Origin of the sequence: Rahnella sp. Larv3_ips (assembly GCF_003697865.1) — a bacterium.
Lineage (GTDB): Bacteria > Pseudomonadota > Gammaproteobacteria > Enterobacterales > Enterobacteriaceae > Rahnella > Rahnella rivi.
Genome location: NZ_MJIB01000004.1, coordinates 605515 through 622905 on the forward strand (window position 1 = coordinate 605515; position 17391 = coordinate 622905).

At 54.8% G+C, this 17391-nt stretch carries 13 protein-coding genes; 12 read left to right on the top strand and 1 reads right to left on the bottom strand.

All coding sequences use genetic code 11. The features are described from left to right. Positions 1-47: 47 nt before the first annotated feature. The 3 genes from efeB (at position 48) to phoH (ending at position 4295) form a co-directional block, all read left to right on the top strand. Positions 48-1343: an iron uptake transporter deferrochelatase/peroxidase subunit gene (gene efeB / locus ED901_RS05240; protein ID WP_122095187.1), complete on the top strand. Its 1296-nt coding sequence runs from the start codon at positions 48-50 to the stop codon at positions 1341-1343. 176 nt (positions 1344-1519) lie between these two features. Beyond that, the gene (locus ED901_RS05245) at positions 1520-2791 is read left to right on the top strand and encodes a chloride channel protein (RefSeq protein ID WP_122095189.1); all 1272 of its coding nucleotides are present in this window, start codon (positions 1520-1522) and stop codon (positions 2789-2791) included. A gap of 715 nt (positions 2792-3506) precedes the next feature. Next, on the top strand, positions 3507-4295 hold the full coding sequence (gene phoH / locus ED901_RS05255) for a phosphate starvation-inducible protein PhoH (RefSeq protein WP_056770246.1): 789 nt from the start codon (positions 3507-3509) through the stop codon (positions 4293-4295). Between the two features lie 88 nt (positions 4296-4383). Here the strand turns inward: phoH and chaA are convergent, their stop codons facing one another. Continuing rightward, on the bottom strand, positions 4384-5484 hold the full coding sequence (gene chaA / locus ED901_RS05260) for a sodium-potassium/proton antiporter ChaA (protein ID WP_056770249.1): 1101 nt from the start codon (positions 5482-5484) through the stop codon (positions 4384-4386). Positions 5485-6195: 711 nt separating this feature from the next. Between chaA and ED901_RS05265 the strand changes: the two genes are divergently transcribed. From ED901_RS05265 to ED901_RS05305, 9 genes are all read left to right on the top strand, one after another. Then, positions 6196-6885 carry a gamma-glutamylcyclotransferase gene (locus ED901_RS05265; RefSeq protein WP_056770253.1) on the top strand — a complete coding sequence of 230 codons (690 nt, stop codon included), beginning with the start codon at positions 6196-6198 and terminating at the stop codon, positions 6883-6885. A 261-nt stretch (positions 6886-7146) separates the two neighbouring features. Continuing rightward, positions 7147-9387 carry a TonB-dependent siderophore receptor gene (locus ED901_RS05270; RefSeq protein ID WP_122095191.1) on the top strand — a complete coding sequence of 747 codons (2241 nt, stop codon included), beginning with the start codon at positions 7147-7149 and terminating at the stop codon, positions 9385-9387. A gap of 234 nt (positions 9388-9621) precedes the next feature. Then, entirely contained in the window at positions 9622-11190 is a 1569-nt protein-coding gene (locus tag ED901_RS05275; RefSeq protein ID WP_122095193.1) for an ABC transporter substrate-binding protein, read from the top strand. Then, positions 11190-12242, top strand: coding sequence for an ABC transporter permease (locus ED901_RS05280; RefSeq protein WP_056770260.1), 1053 nt, complete (start codon positions 11190-11192; stop codon positions 12240-12242). The genes ED901_RS05275 and ED901_RS05280 overlap by 1 nt, the downstream gene beginning before the upstream one ends. 9 nt (positions 12243-12251) lie before the next feature. After that, positions 12252-13130, top strand: a complete 879-nt coding sequence (locus ED901_RS05285; RefSeq protein ID WP_082465677.1) for an ABC transporter permease — start codon at positions 12252-12254, stop codon at positions 13128-13130. Further along, on the top strand, positions 13120-14025 hold the full coding sequence (locus ED901_RS05290; protein ID WP_371414284.1) for an ABC transporter ATP-binding protein: 906 nt from the start codon (positions 13120-13122) through the stop codon (positions 14023-14025). The genes ED901_RS05285 and ED901_RS05290 overlap by 11 nt, the downstream gene beginning before the upstream one ends. Continuing rightward, a complete protein-coding gene (locus tag ED901_RS05295; protein ID WP_056770263.1) occupies positions 14018-14695 on the top strand; it encodes an ABC transporter ATP-binding protein in 678 nt (225 codons plus the stop codon). Before ED901_RS05290 ends, ED901_RS05295 begins: the two co-directional genes overlap by 8 nt. Positions 14696-14798: 103 nt before the next feature. Next, positions 14799-16376: an ABC transporter substrate-binding protein gene (locus ED901_RS05300; RefSeq protein WP_122095195.1), complete on the top strand. Its 1578-nt coding sequence runs from the start codon at positions 14799-14801 to the stop codon at positions 16374-16376. A 354-nt stretch (positions 16377-16730) separates the two neighbouring features. Further along, a complete protein-coding gene (locus ED901_RS05305; protein ID WP_122095197.1) occupies positions 16731-17384 on the top strand; it encodes a DUF998 domain-containing protein in 654 nt (217 codons plus the stop codon). Positions 17385-17391: the final 7 nt, after the last annotated feature.

Sequence of the window (17391 nt, forward strand, 5' to 3'; positions counted from 1 at the left end):
CTTTCCCCTGACCGGGAAGGGCGCTTTTAAATTTCCGAGGCAGAGTAATGAGTCATAAAAACAATAATCAGGATGACGTTTCTTCTTCACGCCGCAGTTTGCTCAAAGGCGTGGGATTGTTAGGCGGGGCATTTGCCCTGGGCGGCGCATCCACTGTGCAGGCCGAAAAAACACCCGGTGCAAAACCAGAGTACACACCAGGTACGGTCTCCCCGGACGAACGCTGGGGCAGGCAGCCTTATTATGGTGAACATCAGGCCGGTATTCTGACGCCACAACAGGCGTCAATGATGCTGGTGGCATTTGATGTGCTGGCGACAACGAAGGCCGATCTGGAGCGTCTGTTCCGGCTGCTCGACACCCGTTTCAGCTTCCTGACCACCGGTGGCACCGCGCCTTCTGTGGATCCTAAATTCCCGCCGATGGATTCCGGCGTCATGGGCAGCGAGATTTATCCGGATAATCTCACCCTGACGCTCTCCGCCGGTGATTCCCTGTTCGATGAACGTTTTGGGCTGGCCGCGCACAAGCCGCTGAAACTTCAGCGCATGGCGCGTTTCCCGAACGATTCTCTTGATGCCAAACTTTGCCACGGCGATTTGCTGCTGCAAATTTGCGCCAACAACAGCGATACCGTGGTTCATGCGCTGCGTGACATCATCAAATACACGCCGGATTTGCTCAGCGTGCGCTGGCGCCGCGACGGGTTTATTTCGTCCCACGCTGCGCGCAGCCAGGGCAAAGAAACGCCGATCAATCTGCTGGGCTTTAAAGACGGCACGGCCAATCCTGACAGTAAAGACAAGGCGCTGATGGACAAAGCCATCTGGGTTACTGCCGATCAGGGCGAACCCGCCTGGACCGTCGGCGGCAGCTATCAGGCCACCCGGATTATCCCGTTCCACGTCGAATTCTGGGACCGCACGCCGTTGCAGGAGCAGCAGACCATCTTTGGCCGCCACAAGGCCACAGGTGCGCCGCTGGGCATGGAAAAAGAGCACGACGTGCCGGATTACAGTAAAGATCCGGAGGGGAAGGTGATCCCACTGGATGCGCACATTCGTCTGGCTAACCCGCGCACCAAAGCCACTGACGATAATCTGATGCTGCGCCGTGGATACAGCTATTCTCTGGGCGTCACCAATTCCGGCCAACTGGAGATGGGCCTGCTGTTCGTCTGCTTCCAGCACGATCTGGAAAAAGGCTTTCTCACGGTACAAAAACGCCTGAACGGCGAACCGCTCGAAGAGTATATCCGCCCGACAGGCGGCGGTTTCTTCTTCACGCTGCCAGGTGTGCAGGATGAGAAACATTATCTCGGGCAAACGCTGATCGAGGCGTAATCCCTGCTCCTCCTTCCTGCCGGAGGGAGGAGTTCCGCTGTGCGTTATGACCACGCTGTTGTGACCACGCGATTGTGAAAAATTTGTTGTGGAAAAATCCCTCTGGCTGATGCGCGGTTTAACTGAGTTTGTGTAATCTGTTCATCTGTAATCAACAAAATCAGTGAAACCCTGACATGTCCGAATTGAATCCTCCCGCAGCAACTACCCCGTTATGGCGGCTGACCGCAGCCACTTTGTGTACCGGCATTCTGGCCGGTCTCGGCGGCATGCTGCTGGCGCTGCTGCTGCATTTCATCCAGCACCTTGCGTTTGGCTACAGCCCCGACTTTATCATCAGCAACGAAAGCTTTTTACAGGGTGTCAGTGAGGCCACGCGCTCGCGGCGTCTGGCGGTGCTGATCTTGTGTGGCGCCGTGGCGGGGTTCGGCTGGTGGGCGCTTTACCGCTGGGGCAAGCCGCTGGTGAGCATTGCGGCGGCGGTGAAATCTGATCAACCACGTATGCCTCTTGTCAGCACCACGCTCCATGCGTTGCTGCAAATTATTACCGTGGCGCTCGGTTCGCCGCTCGGGCGCGAAGTCGCGCCGCGCGAGATCGGGGCGGTGTCTGCCAGCTGGCTGGCCGGGCGGTTCAGCCTGACGGTGCGTGAAACGCAGATCATGATTGCCTGCGGGGCAGGCGCCGGGCTGGCGGCGGTGTATAACGTGCCGCTCGGTGGCGCGGTGTTTGTACTTGAAGTGTTGCTCGGCGCGTTCAGCTGGCGGTTACTGTTACCGGCTATCGCGACTTCCTCCATTGCGGCGCTGGTGGCGTGGATCGGGCTTGGTAATGAATCGCAGTATCATCTGATGCAACTGAATACCACGCCCTCGCTGATGGTCTGGTCAGTGGTGATGGGGCCGGTATTTGGCGTGGCCGCATACGGGTTTACGCGCATGACCAACCGCGCAAAAGCGCAGGCACCGCGCGATGCCCGGCTGATTATTTTCAATCTGCTGAACTTTGCGTTCATCGGCATTCTGGCGGGCTGGTTGCCGCAATTGCTGGGCAACGGGAAGGGGCCCGCACAGCTGAGTTTTGATAATCAGATTACCGTGGCGCTGGCGGCAACGGTGCTGGCCGGCAAACTGGTGATCACCTGGAGTACGCTGCGCGCCGGTGCGCAGGGCGGATTGCTGACGCCGGGGCTGTCTAACGGCGCGCTGCTGGCCTGTATTCTGGGTGCCGTGTGGAATATGTTCTGGCCCGGCACCTCGCTTGGCGCGTTTGCCATTATCGGGGCGGCGGCGTTTCTGGCCTCTTCAATGAAAATGCCTTTAACCGCGGTGGTGCTGATTATGGAGTTTACGCGGGTTGATCATGACTTTTTAATTCCGATCCTTTTCGCCGTCAGCGGGTCGATCGCCTGCTTTACCTTATGCAGTAAAATCAGCGGGGAAAAATAACCGGAGGGAGGATCCCAAAAAGATCCTCAAGATCCTGTTGACGAAGACTACAAATTTTTTTACATTTTAGTAACGCATTTATTTCAGCTGTCATTATACTGAAATCATAGCGCGATAGTTTTTGAGTGGTACGGTAAATAGGTTTTTGAGCAGCACTGTAAAAGGTTTTTCTGAGTGTACGGCCAATGCCGTTAATAACACTGCGGGGAGCGCGAATGGTAAAGTCCTTGTTTGGGCTGGTGAGAGTAAATAACAGGCTTCACTCATTCACTCGTTGTTGTCGCGTCACTGCAAACGAGGGCAAGGCTTCCGACTCTTTATTATTTCGTCACGCATTTTCAGCATATTCCTATCTTTCTTCACTGATGTTTTCATCCACGCAACAACAACCCTGTTCTTTAACTGACTCTTCTTCTCCTAAATCCGGGAGACTCTTTCACACTGGTGCGAACAGCATTGGCTTTAATTCTGGCAATTTTATTGTGCGGGTCAGCGGTTTGTCATTATTGACATTCAGTTCATTACTGACAATGCCTCTTCGTGAAAAGAAAACAGCCAGGAGATTATTTCTTAATCAATGGGATCGATTTTCCTCTTCACGTTATTCATTGGCTTCAATTGGTCTAAAAGGAGACCAAAACCTCATTTGTGAGTGAAACATAACCGTGCGGGAAACCGCCTTAGCGTTAAGTGAATCAAACTGTAAGGTGCCACTATGGGAAGACAGAAAGCAGTGATCAAAGCTCGCCGTGAAGCAAAACGAGTCATTCGTAGCGACTCACGCAGTCACCGCCAGCGCGAGGAAGAATCTGTGACATCACTGGTACAGATGGGCGGTTTGGAATCGATTGGAATGGCACGGGATACACGCGACCACTCCGTAATCGAAGCACGTACCGAAGCTCAAGGTCATTACTTATCAGCCATAGAGAATAAGCAGTTAATTTTTGCCACAGGTGAAGCCGGTTGCGGCAAAACATTCATCAGCGCTGCGAAAGCAGCTGAGGCATTAATTCACAAAGAAATCGACAGGATTATTGTGACACGTCCGGTATTGCAGGCCGATGAAGATCTCGGTTTCCTGCCAGGCGATATTTCAGAGAAGTTTGCCCCTTATTTCCGCCCGGTCTACGACATCTTATTACGTCGCCTGGGATCTTCATTCCTGCAATATTGTTTGCGGCCGGAAATTGGGAAAGTGGAAATTGCGCCTTTTGCTTACATGCGCGGACGCACTTTCGAAAACGCAGTGGTTATTCTGGATGAAGCGCAGAATGTCACCGCCAGTCAGATGAAAATGTTCCTGACCCGACTGGGTGAAAATGTGACGGTGATTGTGAATGGTGATATTACCCAGTGTGATTTACCACGTGGCGTAGTATCAGGGCTCAGCGATGCATTATCCCGTTTCGAAGAAGACGAAATGGTGGGCATCATTAAGTTTGGTAAACAGGATTGCGTGCGCTCTGAGTTGTGCCAGAGAACGCTGAATGCTTACTCATAATTAATTCCCCATAAATGACCGAATTGATGACAATAAAAAGGCCGCTCCGATGAGCGGCCTTTCTTGTTATGGCGTTTATCTGCCAGGGTTAAAGCATAATAATCATCATATAGGCACAGAATAAGGCCAGATGCGCCGTTCCGTTCAGGACATTAGTACGTCCGGTCGAGAATGAAATCTGACACAGGATCAGCACCGCCAGCATCACCACGATGTTCGCCGGGTCGAGGCCGAAAATCAGGTCCTGACCGGTCAGGGTGGCAATCACGGTCACCGCCGGAACGGTCAGGGAAATGGTCGCCAGCACGGAGCCGAAGAACAAATTCATCGCACGCTGTACCTGATTTTGCAGCACTGCTTTCAGCGCGCCCAGCCCTTCAGGGGAGAGGATCAACAGCGCCACCAGGAAACCGGTGAACTGCGCAGGGGCGTTCAGTTCAGTCAGCAGGCTTTCCAGCGGATTGGCATTGAATTTAGTGACGGCGATAACCAGCACCAGATGCACGATAAGCCATAAGGTGTGCGTCAGGTTACTTTTGGAAGAGGGCTTTCCGTGGCCGCTTTCTTCATCGTCATCTTCGTGCTCGTAAATAAACAGGCTCTGATGCGTTTTGGTCTGAATGAGCAGGAACACGCCGTACATGGCGGCGGAAATCACGGCGACAAACAGAGCCTGCGTGGTGGAGAAGTTACCGCCGGGCAGCGCAGCAGGCAGAACCAGCACGATGACGGCCAGCGGGAAAATCGCCATCAGATATTGTTTGATACCACCAAGATTTACGTACTGAGTCGCAAATTTACGACCGCCCAGCAGCAGGGCAACGCCCACCAGGCCGGCAGTGACGATCATGATGATCGAGAATAATGTGTCACGCATCAGCGCGGGAGCGGCATCACCGGTCGCCATCAGGGCAGAAATCAGGCTGACTTCGAGGATGACCACTGAAAGGCTGAGGATGAGCGAGCCATAAGGTTCGCCAAGACGGTGTGCCAGCACGTCCGCATGACGCACTACGCTGAATGCACTGGCAAGGATCCCGACCAGAGCAATGAGATTGATACCAACGACCGAGGCAAAGTTACTGCTGTTGCCCCAAAAAACGAGGACGATAAGGGCGGCAATGGGAAAAATCAGGGAATATTCCTGATGGCGGGTTTTGATTTTGGGATGTTCCTGAGACGACACCATGATGATTTTTCTCCTTATAAACATGCGTGACCCTGCAAAGCGGGTGTCACGAAGAAAACAATAACCGCCTGTCCGTCGGTTATCAGTAAAAACGCGCTGTTGCGTAATGGTGTAACCTGTTAAGTATAGTAGATAAATTAATCTATTAACAGAAAATAATGGAGGTTAACCACAAAAAAACGACGTACTGCCTGTTTATCAGCAGGTGTGGCGAATTACAGGCGCTTATACGCTGACTTAACTTGGCGTGTTAAATAATTAAAACAATAGTAATCAATAAATTGGATTTTCATATTTACCTTATGGACGCACTGCGTCAACTTATGTAAATAATCACGATACCCACAGGCTGAACAGGTGAAAAACCGCCTTTTTCGCTCAGATAAAGCGATTCACACGCGGCCTGTGCATTACCTCCCGCAAGCGTAGCACCGGTCTTGCGGCGAGGCAGTTCTTGTCGGTTTATCTGTGATATTCCCGCCTAAAATTCAACATTCATACAATGTTCATAAAATAATCACTTTATTTTCGTTTTGTGATCGTTCTCAACCTTGATTGCAACGAGAGAAACGAATAAGGTTTCAAAGAGTGGGGTATACCAAAAATCTTAAATCTGATCGCTCCACAGACCATCACTAACCGCGATAACGGAGAACACAGCGTTAACAGCATGGCATGTTCAAAAGTACGTCGTAATGAAGGAGGGAATGAATGTTAACCCGAGATTTTCTGCGTAACGCAGATTGTAAGACAGCATTCGGCAGCATCGACGAATCGATGTTATTAACCTCCGAACAACGCGCCGCCTCACTCGATTGCACGCTGGCGAGACGCCCTGACAACAGTCCTGTGTGGATTTTTGGTTATGGCTCGCTGATGTGGAACCCGGTCTTCGACTCGGAAGAGGCACGGCCTGCCACTCTGCACGGTTATCATCGTGCATTCTGTTTACGCCTGACGGCAGGGCGCGGCACCCACGCGCAGCCGGGACGTATGCTGGCGCTGCGTGACGGCGGCCAGACGACCGGCCTGGCATTCCGCCTGCCGGAAGACAAGCTGCACGAGGAGCTGGAGTTGCTGTGGAAGCGTGAAATGCTCACCGGCTGTTACCGCCCGACCTGGTGCGAACTGGCGCTCGATGATGGGCGCATCGTCACTGCGCTGGTATTTATTATGGATCCCTCGCACCCTCAGTACGAAGCGGACACGGATTATCAGATCATTGCGCCGCTGATCGCCAGGGCGAGTGGCCCGTTGGGCACCAACGCGCAATACCTGTTTGCCCTTGAAAAAGAGCTTGAGAGTTACGGTATGCGCGATGACTGCATGAGTGAACTGGTGAAGCAGGTGCGTATGTTGCTGGCGGTGTCTCCCGGCTTCGATGTGCCCGGCCTGAGCTGACGCTGTTGTTTACGTTTTGCAGGCTGCGTGATGTCCCTACGCAGTCTGTTTTCCTTCCGCATTATTTATTCCCCTGATTTCAGTGAATTACCCGCCTGACGAATAATAAAATTCCTAACCCACAATAAATAACCTTTTTAACATCCTGTTTACCCTGAGGTTATTACACCGAAGTCGGTTGCAATTAGAGTCCCGATCAGCATAATTCAAATCGTTTTGATAATTATTACTATTACCATTTGAACTTTTCAGGGAACTCTCATGCATACTGAAAGTGAAATTTTTCACTCTTCTGTTTCACCGTGTACGCCTGTTTTTAAACGCAAAATGTTACCCGCCGTCATTTCTGCTGCGCTGGGAATGCTGACGCTGCCTGCCTTCGCGGCGCCTGCGACCGCACCGGCGAAAGAGGGTGACACCATCACCATCAGCGCTGCACCGCAAACTTTCACACCGGGCGGCAACGACACTGTTCCTGCTTACCTCGACGGGCAGATCGCCAACGGCGGGCGTCTGGGGATCCTCGGCGAGCAGGACGCCATGAATGTGCCGTTTAACGTGGTGAGCTTTACCGACAAGCTGATTCAGGATCAGCAGAGCCGTACGCTGGGCGATGTGCTGAATAACGATGCTGCGGTGCAAACCGGCTACGGTTATGGCAATTATTCAGAAACGTTTGTCATCCGTGGTTTTGAACTCTCCGGCGATGATATTTCGTACGGCGGCTTGTACGGCGTACTGCCACGCCAGATCTTGCCAATGGAATTTGCCGATCGCGTGGAACTGCTCAAAGGCTCCAGCGCCTTCCTCAACGGCGTACCTCCGGGCGGCACCGGTGTGGGCGGGAACGTCAACATTGAACCAAAACGCGCCACGGATACCGCAATTAACCGCGTATCGGTCGATTACACGTCGTCTTCCCAGGTAGGCGGCGCAGTGGATGTTGGCCGCCGTTTTGGTGATAACAACCAGTGGGGCGTGCGGGTTAACGCCGTTCATCGCGAAGGAGAAAGCGCGATCGATGATGAAAAACGTCGTTTAACGCTTGGCTCTCTCGGGCTGGACTACCGCGGCGACCGCTTTCGTTCCTCACTGGATTTCGGCATGAGCAAAACCAGTGTCCACGGCGGGCGTCCGGTGGTGTATCTCGGCAAAGCCACTAAAATCCCTGACGTGCCTTCTGCCACCGGCAATTACGGCCAGCAATATGCCTCGACCGATATGGAAAACGAATTCGGCATGCTGAAAGGCGAGTATGACGTGGCCGATAACTGGACTGTCTACGCGGCAGCCGGCGCCAACCATACGCACGAATTTGGTAAATACAGTTCGCCGACGTTGCAGGACAACGACGGCAACGCCACCATGAGCCGCATGACGGTACCCTATTTCGCCGACAGCTTATCTTCACAGGCTGGCGTTCGCGGTAAGTTCGATACCGGATTCGTCAACCACAGCGTGAACCTCGGTGTCTCGACGCTGTACCGTAAATACAAAACTGCCTACACCATGACGGCGGCATCGATCAGGACCAACATTTACGACCCCGTTGATTACAGTGAACCGCTGACCAACTTGTACAAAGGCGGCGACATGAGCGATCCGCTGGTGCGTAACCGCACCCGGACCTACGGCGTTTCGCTGTCTGACACAATGTCCGTACTCGACGATCGTCTGCAGTTCATTGCCGGTTTACGCCGCCAGAACGTGGTGGTGAAAAACTACAATTACGACGGGTCAGAAAATACGTCATTTGACGAAATGAAAGTGACGCCAGCCTTCGGTCTGGTGGTCAAGCCGTGGGAACACTACTCCTTCTACGCCAACCACATCGAAGCCTTACAGGCGGGCGAAACCGCAGGCACCACCTATAACGGCAGCATCGTCTCCAACGGCGGGCAGGTGAGCGGCATCGAAACGTCGAAACAAAACGAAGTGGGTGTTAAAGCCGATTTTGGTCGCGTGGCGGGTTCACTGGCGCTGTACGAAATCAAAAAACCGATTGGCATGTACCGCGCAACCGGCGAGGGTTATACCTACGGCAACTACGGTGAAGTACGAAACCGTGGGGTTGAGCTGAACGTCTTTGGTGAGCCGGTGCTGGGTGTGCGCGTCAACAGCAGCGTGACCTGGATGAACCCGGAAATGACCAAAACGCAGGGCGGCACCTATGATGGAAACGATGCCGTCGGTGTGCCGCGTTATCAGTGGGTGGTGGGCGGCGAGTGGGATATTCCCGGCGGCAGCGGCGTGACCGCGACCGGTAAAGTGATCCGTTCTGGTTCGCAGTATGCGGACGAAGCCAACAAACTGAAAGTGGATGGCTGGACGCGTCTTGATCTCGGCGTGCGCTATGCCATGCCTGTCGGGCAGAGCACGCTGACCTGGCGCGCCAATCTGGAAAACGTCACCAACGAGAAGTATTGGGCCTCTGCCACCGGCGGTTATCTGACACAGGGCGATCCGCGGGAATTCAAGCTTTCCGCGACCTACGACTTCTGATTTTGAGCCACTCCCTTTCCCACACGGGGAAAGGGAGTATTTCTCCCACTTTTGTACAGTAACAATTCCCTGCCAGCCCGCATTCCGTCGCTTTAATAACCAATCAGATAACGTTATGCAAAATTCGCATAACGATAGTATTTATCAGACTTTCTGGGGAGTTGAAGAAACTTTACACTCCGTGTATTGGTTATTAAATAAGAGCAATTTCGCTACTTTGGAGAGTCTGTCTTGATGAAAGCTTTATTACCGTCCGTCCTGTTTACGGCTATTGCGGCTACTTTCTCTGTTCAGGCAGCCACACCGCCGGACACACTGGTGATCGCTCAGTCCATTGATGATACCTCCAGCTTCGACCCGGCTCAGGGTTTTGAGCTGACGACGGTGCAGGCTTTCAATAACATTTATCAGCGTCTGGTGCAGTCTGACCCGACCAATCCGATTGATTTAAAACCGACGCTGGCGACCTCCTGGGAAGCGGCAAAAGATAACCGCAGCCTGACGTTCACGCTGTCACCGAAAGCGACCTTTGCCAGTGGCAACCCGCTGACCGCCGATGACGTCATTTTCTCTTTGTCCCGCGTGGTGAAACTGAATCTTGAGCCGTCATTTATCCTGACGCAGCTGGGCTGGAACGACAAAAACGTCGATACCTTCCTGACCAAAATCGACGATCAGCACGTAAAAATCAGCTGGACCGCCGACGTCAGCCCGTCTTTCGTGCTGAGCCTGTTGTCTGCGCCGGTGTCTTCCATCGTGGACAGCAAACTGGTGAAAACCAATGCCGCAGGGGATGATCTGGGCCACCAGTGGCTGAGCAACCATTCCGCCGGTTCCGGTCCGTACCAGATCCGCAATTATATCCCGCATGAAGTGGTGATCCTGGCGGCTAACCCGACGTCGCCTGAAGGCGCGCCGAAGCTGAAAACCATTCTGATCAAAAACGTGCCTGATCCAGCGGCCCGCCGTCTGCTGATTGAGCAGGGCGATGCCGATATGGCGCGTAACCTCGGTTCAGACCAGATGGCCGCGCTTGAAGGGAAGAAAGGGGTGAAACCGCTGGCTATCCCTTACGCCTCGTTGTATTTCATGCAGTTCAACGCCAAAGCCTCCCCGGCGCTGGGCAACCCGGCCTTCTGGGAAGCGGCACGTTATCTGTTCGACTACAACCACATCGCCCACGACCTGATGAAAAATCAGTTCCAGGTGCATCAGTCATTCCTGCCTGAAGGTTACCTCGGTGCCGTAAACGACACGCCATACACTTATGATCCGGCGAAGGCCAAAGCGATTCTGGCGAAGGCCGGTCTGACTAACGTCAGCTTCACGCTTTCCACCTCTAATCAGCCACCGTATCTCGACATTGCCCAGGCGTTGCAGGCCAGCTTTGCGCAGGGTGGCGTGACCGTGAAACTGGATCCGGGCCTGAGTCAGCAGATTTCCACCAAAGTGAAGTCACATGATTACGACGCGTACATGTCTTCATGGGGCCCGGATTACTTTGACCCGAACACCAACGCCTCGGCGTTTGCCTTCAACCCGGAAGACGGCAGCAAAACGCTGGCATGGCGCGCTAACTGGTCAATTCCTGCACTGAACAAACTGACGCTGGCCGCCATCGCGGAACCGGATCAGGCCAAACGCGTGGCGGATTACCGTCAGCTGCAACTGGAAGTGCAGAAGAACTCACCGTTCGTCATCGGCCTGCAAGCCAAAAGCCTGATTGCTGTGCGTGACAACATCAAAGGGTACGTGCAGGGCATCAACCCTGACATGGTCTTCTACAGCAAGGTCACCAAGTAATGACAGACAGTTCAACACCCGCCGGATTCGTCCGGCAGGGTTGGCGCTGGTCAGGCCGTCTGCTGACCGGCGTGATTTCGCTGGCGCTGACGTTGCTCGGCCTGCTGGCGTTCACCTTTACGCTTTCCCATCTCGCGCCGATTGACCCGACGTTGCAGGTCGCGGGCGATCACGCCAGCGAAGCCACCTATGCCCAGGTGCGTCGCGATTTAGGGCTTGATCAGTCGGTGCCGGTGCAGTTCGCCCGATATCTCGATCATCTGGCGCATGGCGATATGGGGATTTCCCGCATCACCGCGCAGCCGGTTGCCAGCGATCTGATGCGCACCTTCCCGGCAACGGTGGAACTGGCGACCTGCGCCATTCTGCTCGGCGGGAGTTTTGGCATTCTGCTGGCGTTACTGGCGGTGTGGAAGCCGGGAAGCTGGCTGGATAACGTGGCGCGACTGGTGTCGCTGCTCGGCTATTCCGTACCGATTTTCTGGCTGAGCCTGCTCGGCCTGTTGCTGTTTTACGCCGTGCTGCACTGGGCTGGCGGGCCGGGGCGTCTTGACGATGTGTATATGTACACCATGACGCCGCGTACCGGTTTTGTGCTGATCGATACCTGGCTTTCCGGCGACCGCGACATGTTCTACAACGCCATCAGCCATTTATGGTTGCCGGTGACGGTGCTGGCGATGCTGTCGATGGCCGGGATTACCCGTCTGCTGCGTGCCTCGATGCTCGGTGAAATGAACAAAGAGTATGTGATTCTGGCGCGGTCGAAAGGCGCGGGCAGGGTGCGCGTGCTGCTGTGCCATGTGTTTCCCAACGTGCTGGGGACGCTTATTACCGTGCTGACGCTTTCCTACGCCAGCCTGCTGGAAGGTGCGGTTCTGACCGAAACGGTGTTTGCCTGGCCGGGCGTCGGACGTTATCTGACTACAGCACTGTTCGCCGCCGATACCCCGGCAATTCTTGGCGCTACGCTGCTGATCGGCACCTGTTTCGTGCTGCTGAATGCGCTGGCTGACGCCCTTACTTATCTGCTCGATCCGCGAACCCGGTAGTGGCTGCTTATGACACAAATGATCCCCGAACAACCGACGCAGGTTGAGGCTGAGGCCGACACGCCCGTCTGGAAACCTGCGCGGCGCATTACCACACTTTCCATCGGCACGGTGCTGGTGGTGATTCTGGTGTTGACCGCGCTGCTGGCCCCCTGGCTTGCACCCTTTGACCCGAATATTCAGCACATCGAACTGCGCCTGCTGCCGCCTTCGCACGCCCACTGGCTGGGCACTGACGGTTTTGGCCGCGATCTGCTTTCGCGCGTGGTGTACGGCGCGCGTCCGACACTGCTGCTGGTTTCGCTGATCCTGTTGCTGACCATTCCGGTCGGTCTGCTGATCGGCATCAGTGCCGGTTACATCGGTGGCTGGTTTGAGCGCATTGTGATGCGCCTGACCGATATCGTGATGTCACTGCCGAGTCTGGTGATGGCGCTGGCGCTGGTCGCCATCCTCGGCCCCGGCCTGATGAACGGTGCGCTGGCGCTGGCATTTACCAGCTGGCCGCCGTTTGCGCGTCAGGCGCGGGCGGAAACGCTGGCGCTGCGCCGCAGTGATTATCTGGCTGCCGCGCGTATGCAGGGCATTGGCGGTTTCCGTCTGATGTTCGGCCATATTCTGCCGTTGTGTCTGCCAAGCGCGGTAGTGCGTGCGGCACTCAGCCTGGGCGGCATCATTCTGGCGTCTGCCGGTCTGGGTTTCCTCGGCATGGGGATTCAGCCGCCGACCGCCGAATGGGGCTCGATGGTGGCTGAGGGCAGTAAAGTGATTTTCGATCAGTGGTGGGTCGCCGCTGCACCGGGCGGGGCAATTCTGTTTGCCAGCCTGGCTTTCAACCTGCTGGGCGATGGCCTGCGTGACAAAATGGATCCACGACATGGCAACTGATGCGCTCTCTCTTCATCAAAAACACAATCATGCCAAAACGCTGCAAAACGACCGGCTGATTGCCAGGGATATGACCATCTGGCTGCCGGGCGAACGCCCGGTCGAGCTGGTGAAATCGCTCTCCCTGAACGTCGGGCAGGAGCGTGTGGCGCTGGTCGGGGAATCCGGTTCCGGTAAATCCCTCACCGCCCGCGCGCTGATGGGCTTGCTGCCACACCCTTGTCAGATGCGCGCGACGCAGCTGACGCTGGGCGATAACGATCTGACCACGCTGAAAGAGCGCGAGTGGAGCCGTTTGCGCGGTAACCGCGTCTCGATGGTGATGCAGGATCCCAAACATGCGCTGAACCCGACGCAAAAAATCGGCAAGCAGGTGGAAGAACCGCTGCGCCTGCATACCCGTCTCGGGCGCAAAGAGCGCCAGGAAAAAGTGACGGAGATGCTCAGCGCCGTCGGCCTGCCGAATCCGGCATTTCTGCAACAGCAATATCCGCATCAGCTTTCCGGCGGCATGGGGCAGCGTGTGATGCTGGCGATTGCGCTGATCAACGATCCGCAATGGCTGATCGCTGATGAACCGACGTCGGCGCTGGATTTTGACATGCGTGAACAGGTGCTGGGGCTTATCGAGCGTTTAGTCGAGCAACGCAACATGGGGCTGATTCTCATCAGCCATGATTTACAACAGGTGGCGCACTACTGTGAGCGCGTGCTGGTGATGTACAAAGGCGAACTGCTGGACGAACTTGCGGCGGACCAGTTGGCGCACGCCACGCACCCCTACACGCAGACGCTCTGGTCGTGTCGTCCGAGTAAGTTTACTCACGGCGAACGTCTGCCGGTATTGGATCGCGAGCTTCTGGCGTCGCTGAAAAAGGAGCCTCGCCATGAGTGAAGCTATCGCTGAACTGCAACAGTTAAGCGTTTCCCACCGTATGGGGCATGAAGTGCGCACCGTGGTGCATAACGTGAATCTGACCATCAACAAGGGCGAATGCTTCGGTCTGGTGGGGCCGTCCGGTTGCGGTAAATCCTCGCTGCTGTGGGTGCTGGCGGGTCTGAACGGCCAGTGGGACGGCAGCCTGACGCTGCTCGGGCAGCAGGTCAAACCCGGCAAACCGTTCACCGGCAGCCTGCGCCGCGACGTGCAGATGGTCTTTCAGGATCCGTATGCCTCGCTGCATCCGAAACATAAACTGCTGCGCACGCTGGCAGAGCCACTGAAAATCATCAAAGAGCAGGACATTGAGCAAAAAATTGCCGAAGGTTTCCGGCAGGTCGGGCTGGATCCGGCGCTGATGAAGCGTTATCCGCATCAGCTCTCTGGCGGACAGCGTCAGCGCGTTGCGATTGTGCGTGCTTTATTGCTCAAACCAAAGCTGCTGCTGCTTGATGAACCGACCTCCGCCCTGGATATGTCGGTGCAGGCAGAAATCCTCAACCTGCTCAACGATTTAAAATCCGCAGGGGATCTGACCATGTTGCTGGTCAGTCATGATGCCGACGTGATTGATCATATGTGTGATCGTGCGGTGCATATGGCCAAGGGATACGTTTTGAGCTAAATCTAATTTATTAAATAACAAAGCTTTTTTTGATGGTTCTTGCTCTGAGGTTGCCCGTCTACACTCGAAAAAAATGTCTTTTCATCTGTGGAGATCGACCTTAATGAAAGTACGAGTGCCTTCCCTGTTATTTTTACTCATGATGGCGGTAACCCGTGTGGATGCGGCGACGCCAGTCGATACGCTGGTGGTGGCGGGATCGCTGGAAGGGATCATCAGTCTGGATCCGGCGGAAAGTTTTGAAACCGTCAGCTCCGGCAATCTGGTTAACCTGTATCAGCAACTGGTGGTGTCTGACCGCCAGCATCCGGACCAGCTCGATCCCGATATCGCCGCCAGCTGGCAGGCGGGGGCGGACGGGCGTAGCCTGATATTTACCCTCAAGCCGGGACTGAAATTTTCCAGCGGCAATCCGGTCACCGCCGATGATGTGATCTATTCGTTTACCCGCGTCGTTAAACTCAATAAAAGCCCGTCGTTTATTCTCGGAGAGCTGGGATGGACGCCGGAAAATGTTGACGGCAATCTGAAAAAGCTGGCTGACGATAAAGTGCAGCTGACCTGGCCTGCGGATATCGGCAGCGGTCTGGTGCTGAGTATTCTCTCTGCACCGGTGGCGGGGATCGTCGACAGCAAATTGCTGAAAGAACACACCGATAAAGACGATTTCGGTAACAGCTGGCTGCGCTCCCGTTCGGCGGGCAGCGGCGCCTATGTAGTGCGTAACTATGTGCCGCACGAAGCGCTGATCTTTAAACGTAATCCGAACGCGAAACCGCTGGCAAGGCTTGAGAACGTACTGTTCAAAAACGTGGGCGATCCGTCCACCCGTCGTCTGCTGGTGGTCAATGGCGACGCTGATGTGGCCTATGATTTAGGTGCGGATCAGTTCAGCTCGCTGCAAAACGAGAAGGGCGTGCACGTGGCGCAGTTCCCGGCGGCGAAGGTGTTCTATCTGGCGTTTAATGTCGGTGACACCACCCAACCGGCGCTGGCGAATCCGGCACTGTGGGAAGCGGCCCGCTGGCTGGTGGATTATCAGGGGATTTCAACCGAACTGCTGAAAGGGCAATACGGCATTCATCAGACCTTCCTGCCGGACGGTCTGGCGGGGGCGATTGACGATCAGCCGTTTAAATATGACGTGGCAAAAGCCAAAGCGATTCTCAGCAAGGGCGGAATTGCGCCGGGGACTAAAATCGATTTGATCGTCATTAACCAGCCACCGTATTCCGATATTGCTCAGGCGTTGCAGGCCAGTTTTGCCAAAGCCGATATCAATCTTGTGGTGCATCCGCTGGTGGAAAGCGATGTGCTGACACGCATGCGGGCGCATAAATTCCAGTCAATCTTCACCTACTGGGGCGCTGATTATCTTGATCCGAACACCAACGCCAGTACCTTCGCTTATAACGTGCCCAACGGGCCGAAAACCCTGGCGCAGCGCATTCAGTGGGTGATCCCGGAAATCAGTAAACAAACGCGTGCGGCAGCGGCAGAGTCCGACCCGACCAAACGTAAAGCGCTCTATGCAGATTTACAGCGCGAGTTGCAACGCAGTTCACCGTTTGTTGTGGCGCTACAGAGTAAATTGCTGGTGGCAATCCGCGATAACGTGAAGGGCGCAAGCCAGAATGTGGCGGGTAGCCAGTTGTATCTCGATTCGATTACGAAAGAGTAATTTTGACAGTAATACAGGTATCACCGACGTTGCACTTTTTTATCAACGCTGCACATCAACAGGGAATTTGTTGATTAAATGTCGATAAAGTGTGCAAGAAGTAAAGCTGTGATCTTGCAGCTTGTAGTCAAAGCACTGACAAATCAGGTGTTTGTGATTTCACAGTGAGTTGGCATAGAAGCTGCATTATTTATTCCACAGGGTTCACCCCACGGAAGGCTGATCAAAGTTATCAAAAAGGCGTCCGTTAGCGTTCATGAAAACTGAGCGCTAACTGGACGCTTTTTTTTGCCCCGCGGGCAACTGCCTGAACTTACGCTAGAATCACAGCATCAGGTCAGAAAGAAGGTGCGGATGCAGACACTCACAGGGTGGCAAAAAGGCGGGGCGATCTGCCTGACGCTGGGCGGATTGCAGTATGTCGTGGCGGAGAAAATCAGTGCGCTGGCGTGGCGTGCACCTGACTATTCTTATCTTCAGAATTACATCAGTGATTTGGGGATCGCATCGTGCGGTATGACGGCGGATGGGCGTGACATTTGCTCCCCGCTCCATGTCCTGATGAACAGCGGATTTGCGCTGGAAGGCGTTTTATTTTTCATCGCCTGCTGGCTGTTAAGGGCAGTGTTTCATGAAAAGGGGCAGGCGCCGTTTCTGTTTTTCGGGCTGCTGCACGGCGTGGGCGGCGTGCTGATCGCACTTTTTCACAGCGGCGGTGGCACCGGCGGCGTGACGCTGCATCAGACGGGCGCCGTGCTGGCGATCGCTGGCGGAAATGTCTGCCTGCTGAGCGCTGGGTGGATGAAGCGCGGTATTTCAGGGTGGAAGATATTTTCGGCGCTGAGTCTGCTATCCGGCTGCATTGGCCTCATCAGCATGATGACGATTTCGCTGGACGTACTGCCAACAGGCCTGATTGAACGCCTGTCGGTTTACACCATCACCGCATGGCAGGTGTGCACAGGTTTGTGGTTGCTCAGACGAAAAAAAGCGCCCGCAGGCGCTTAATTCAGAA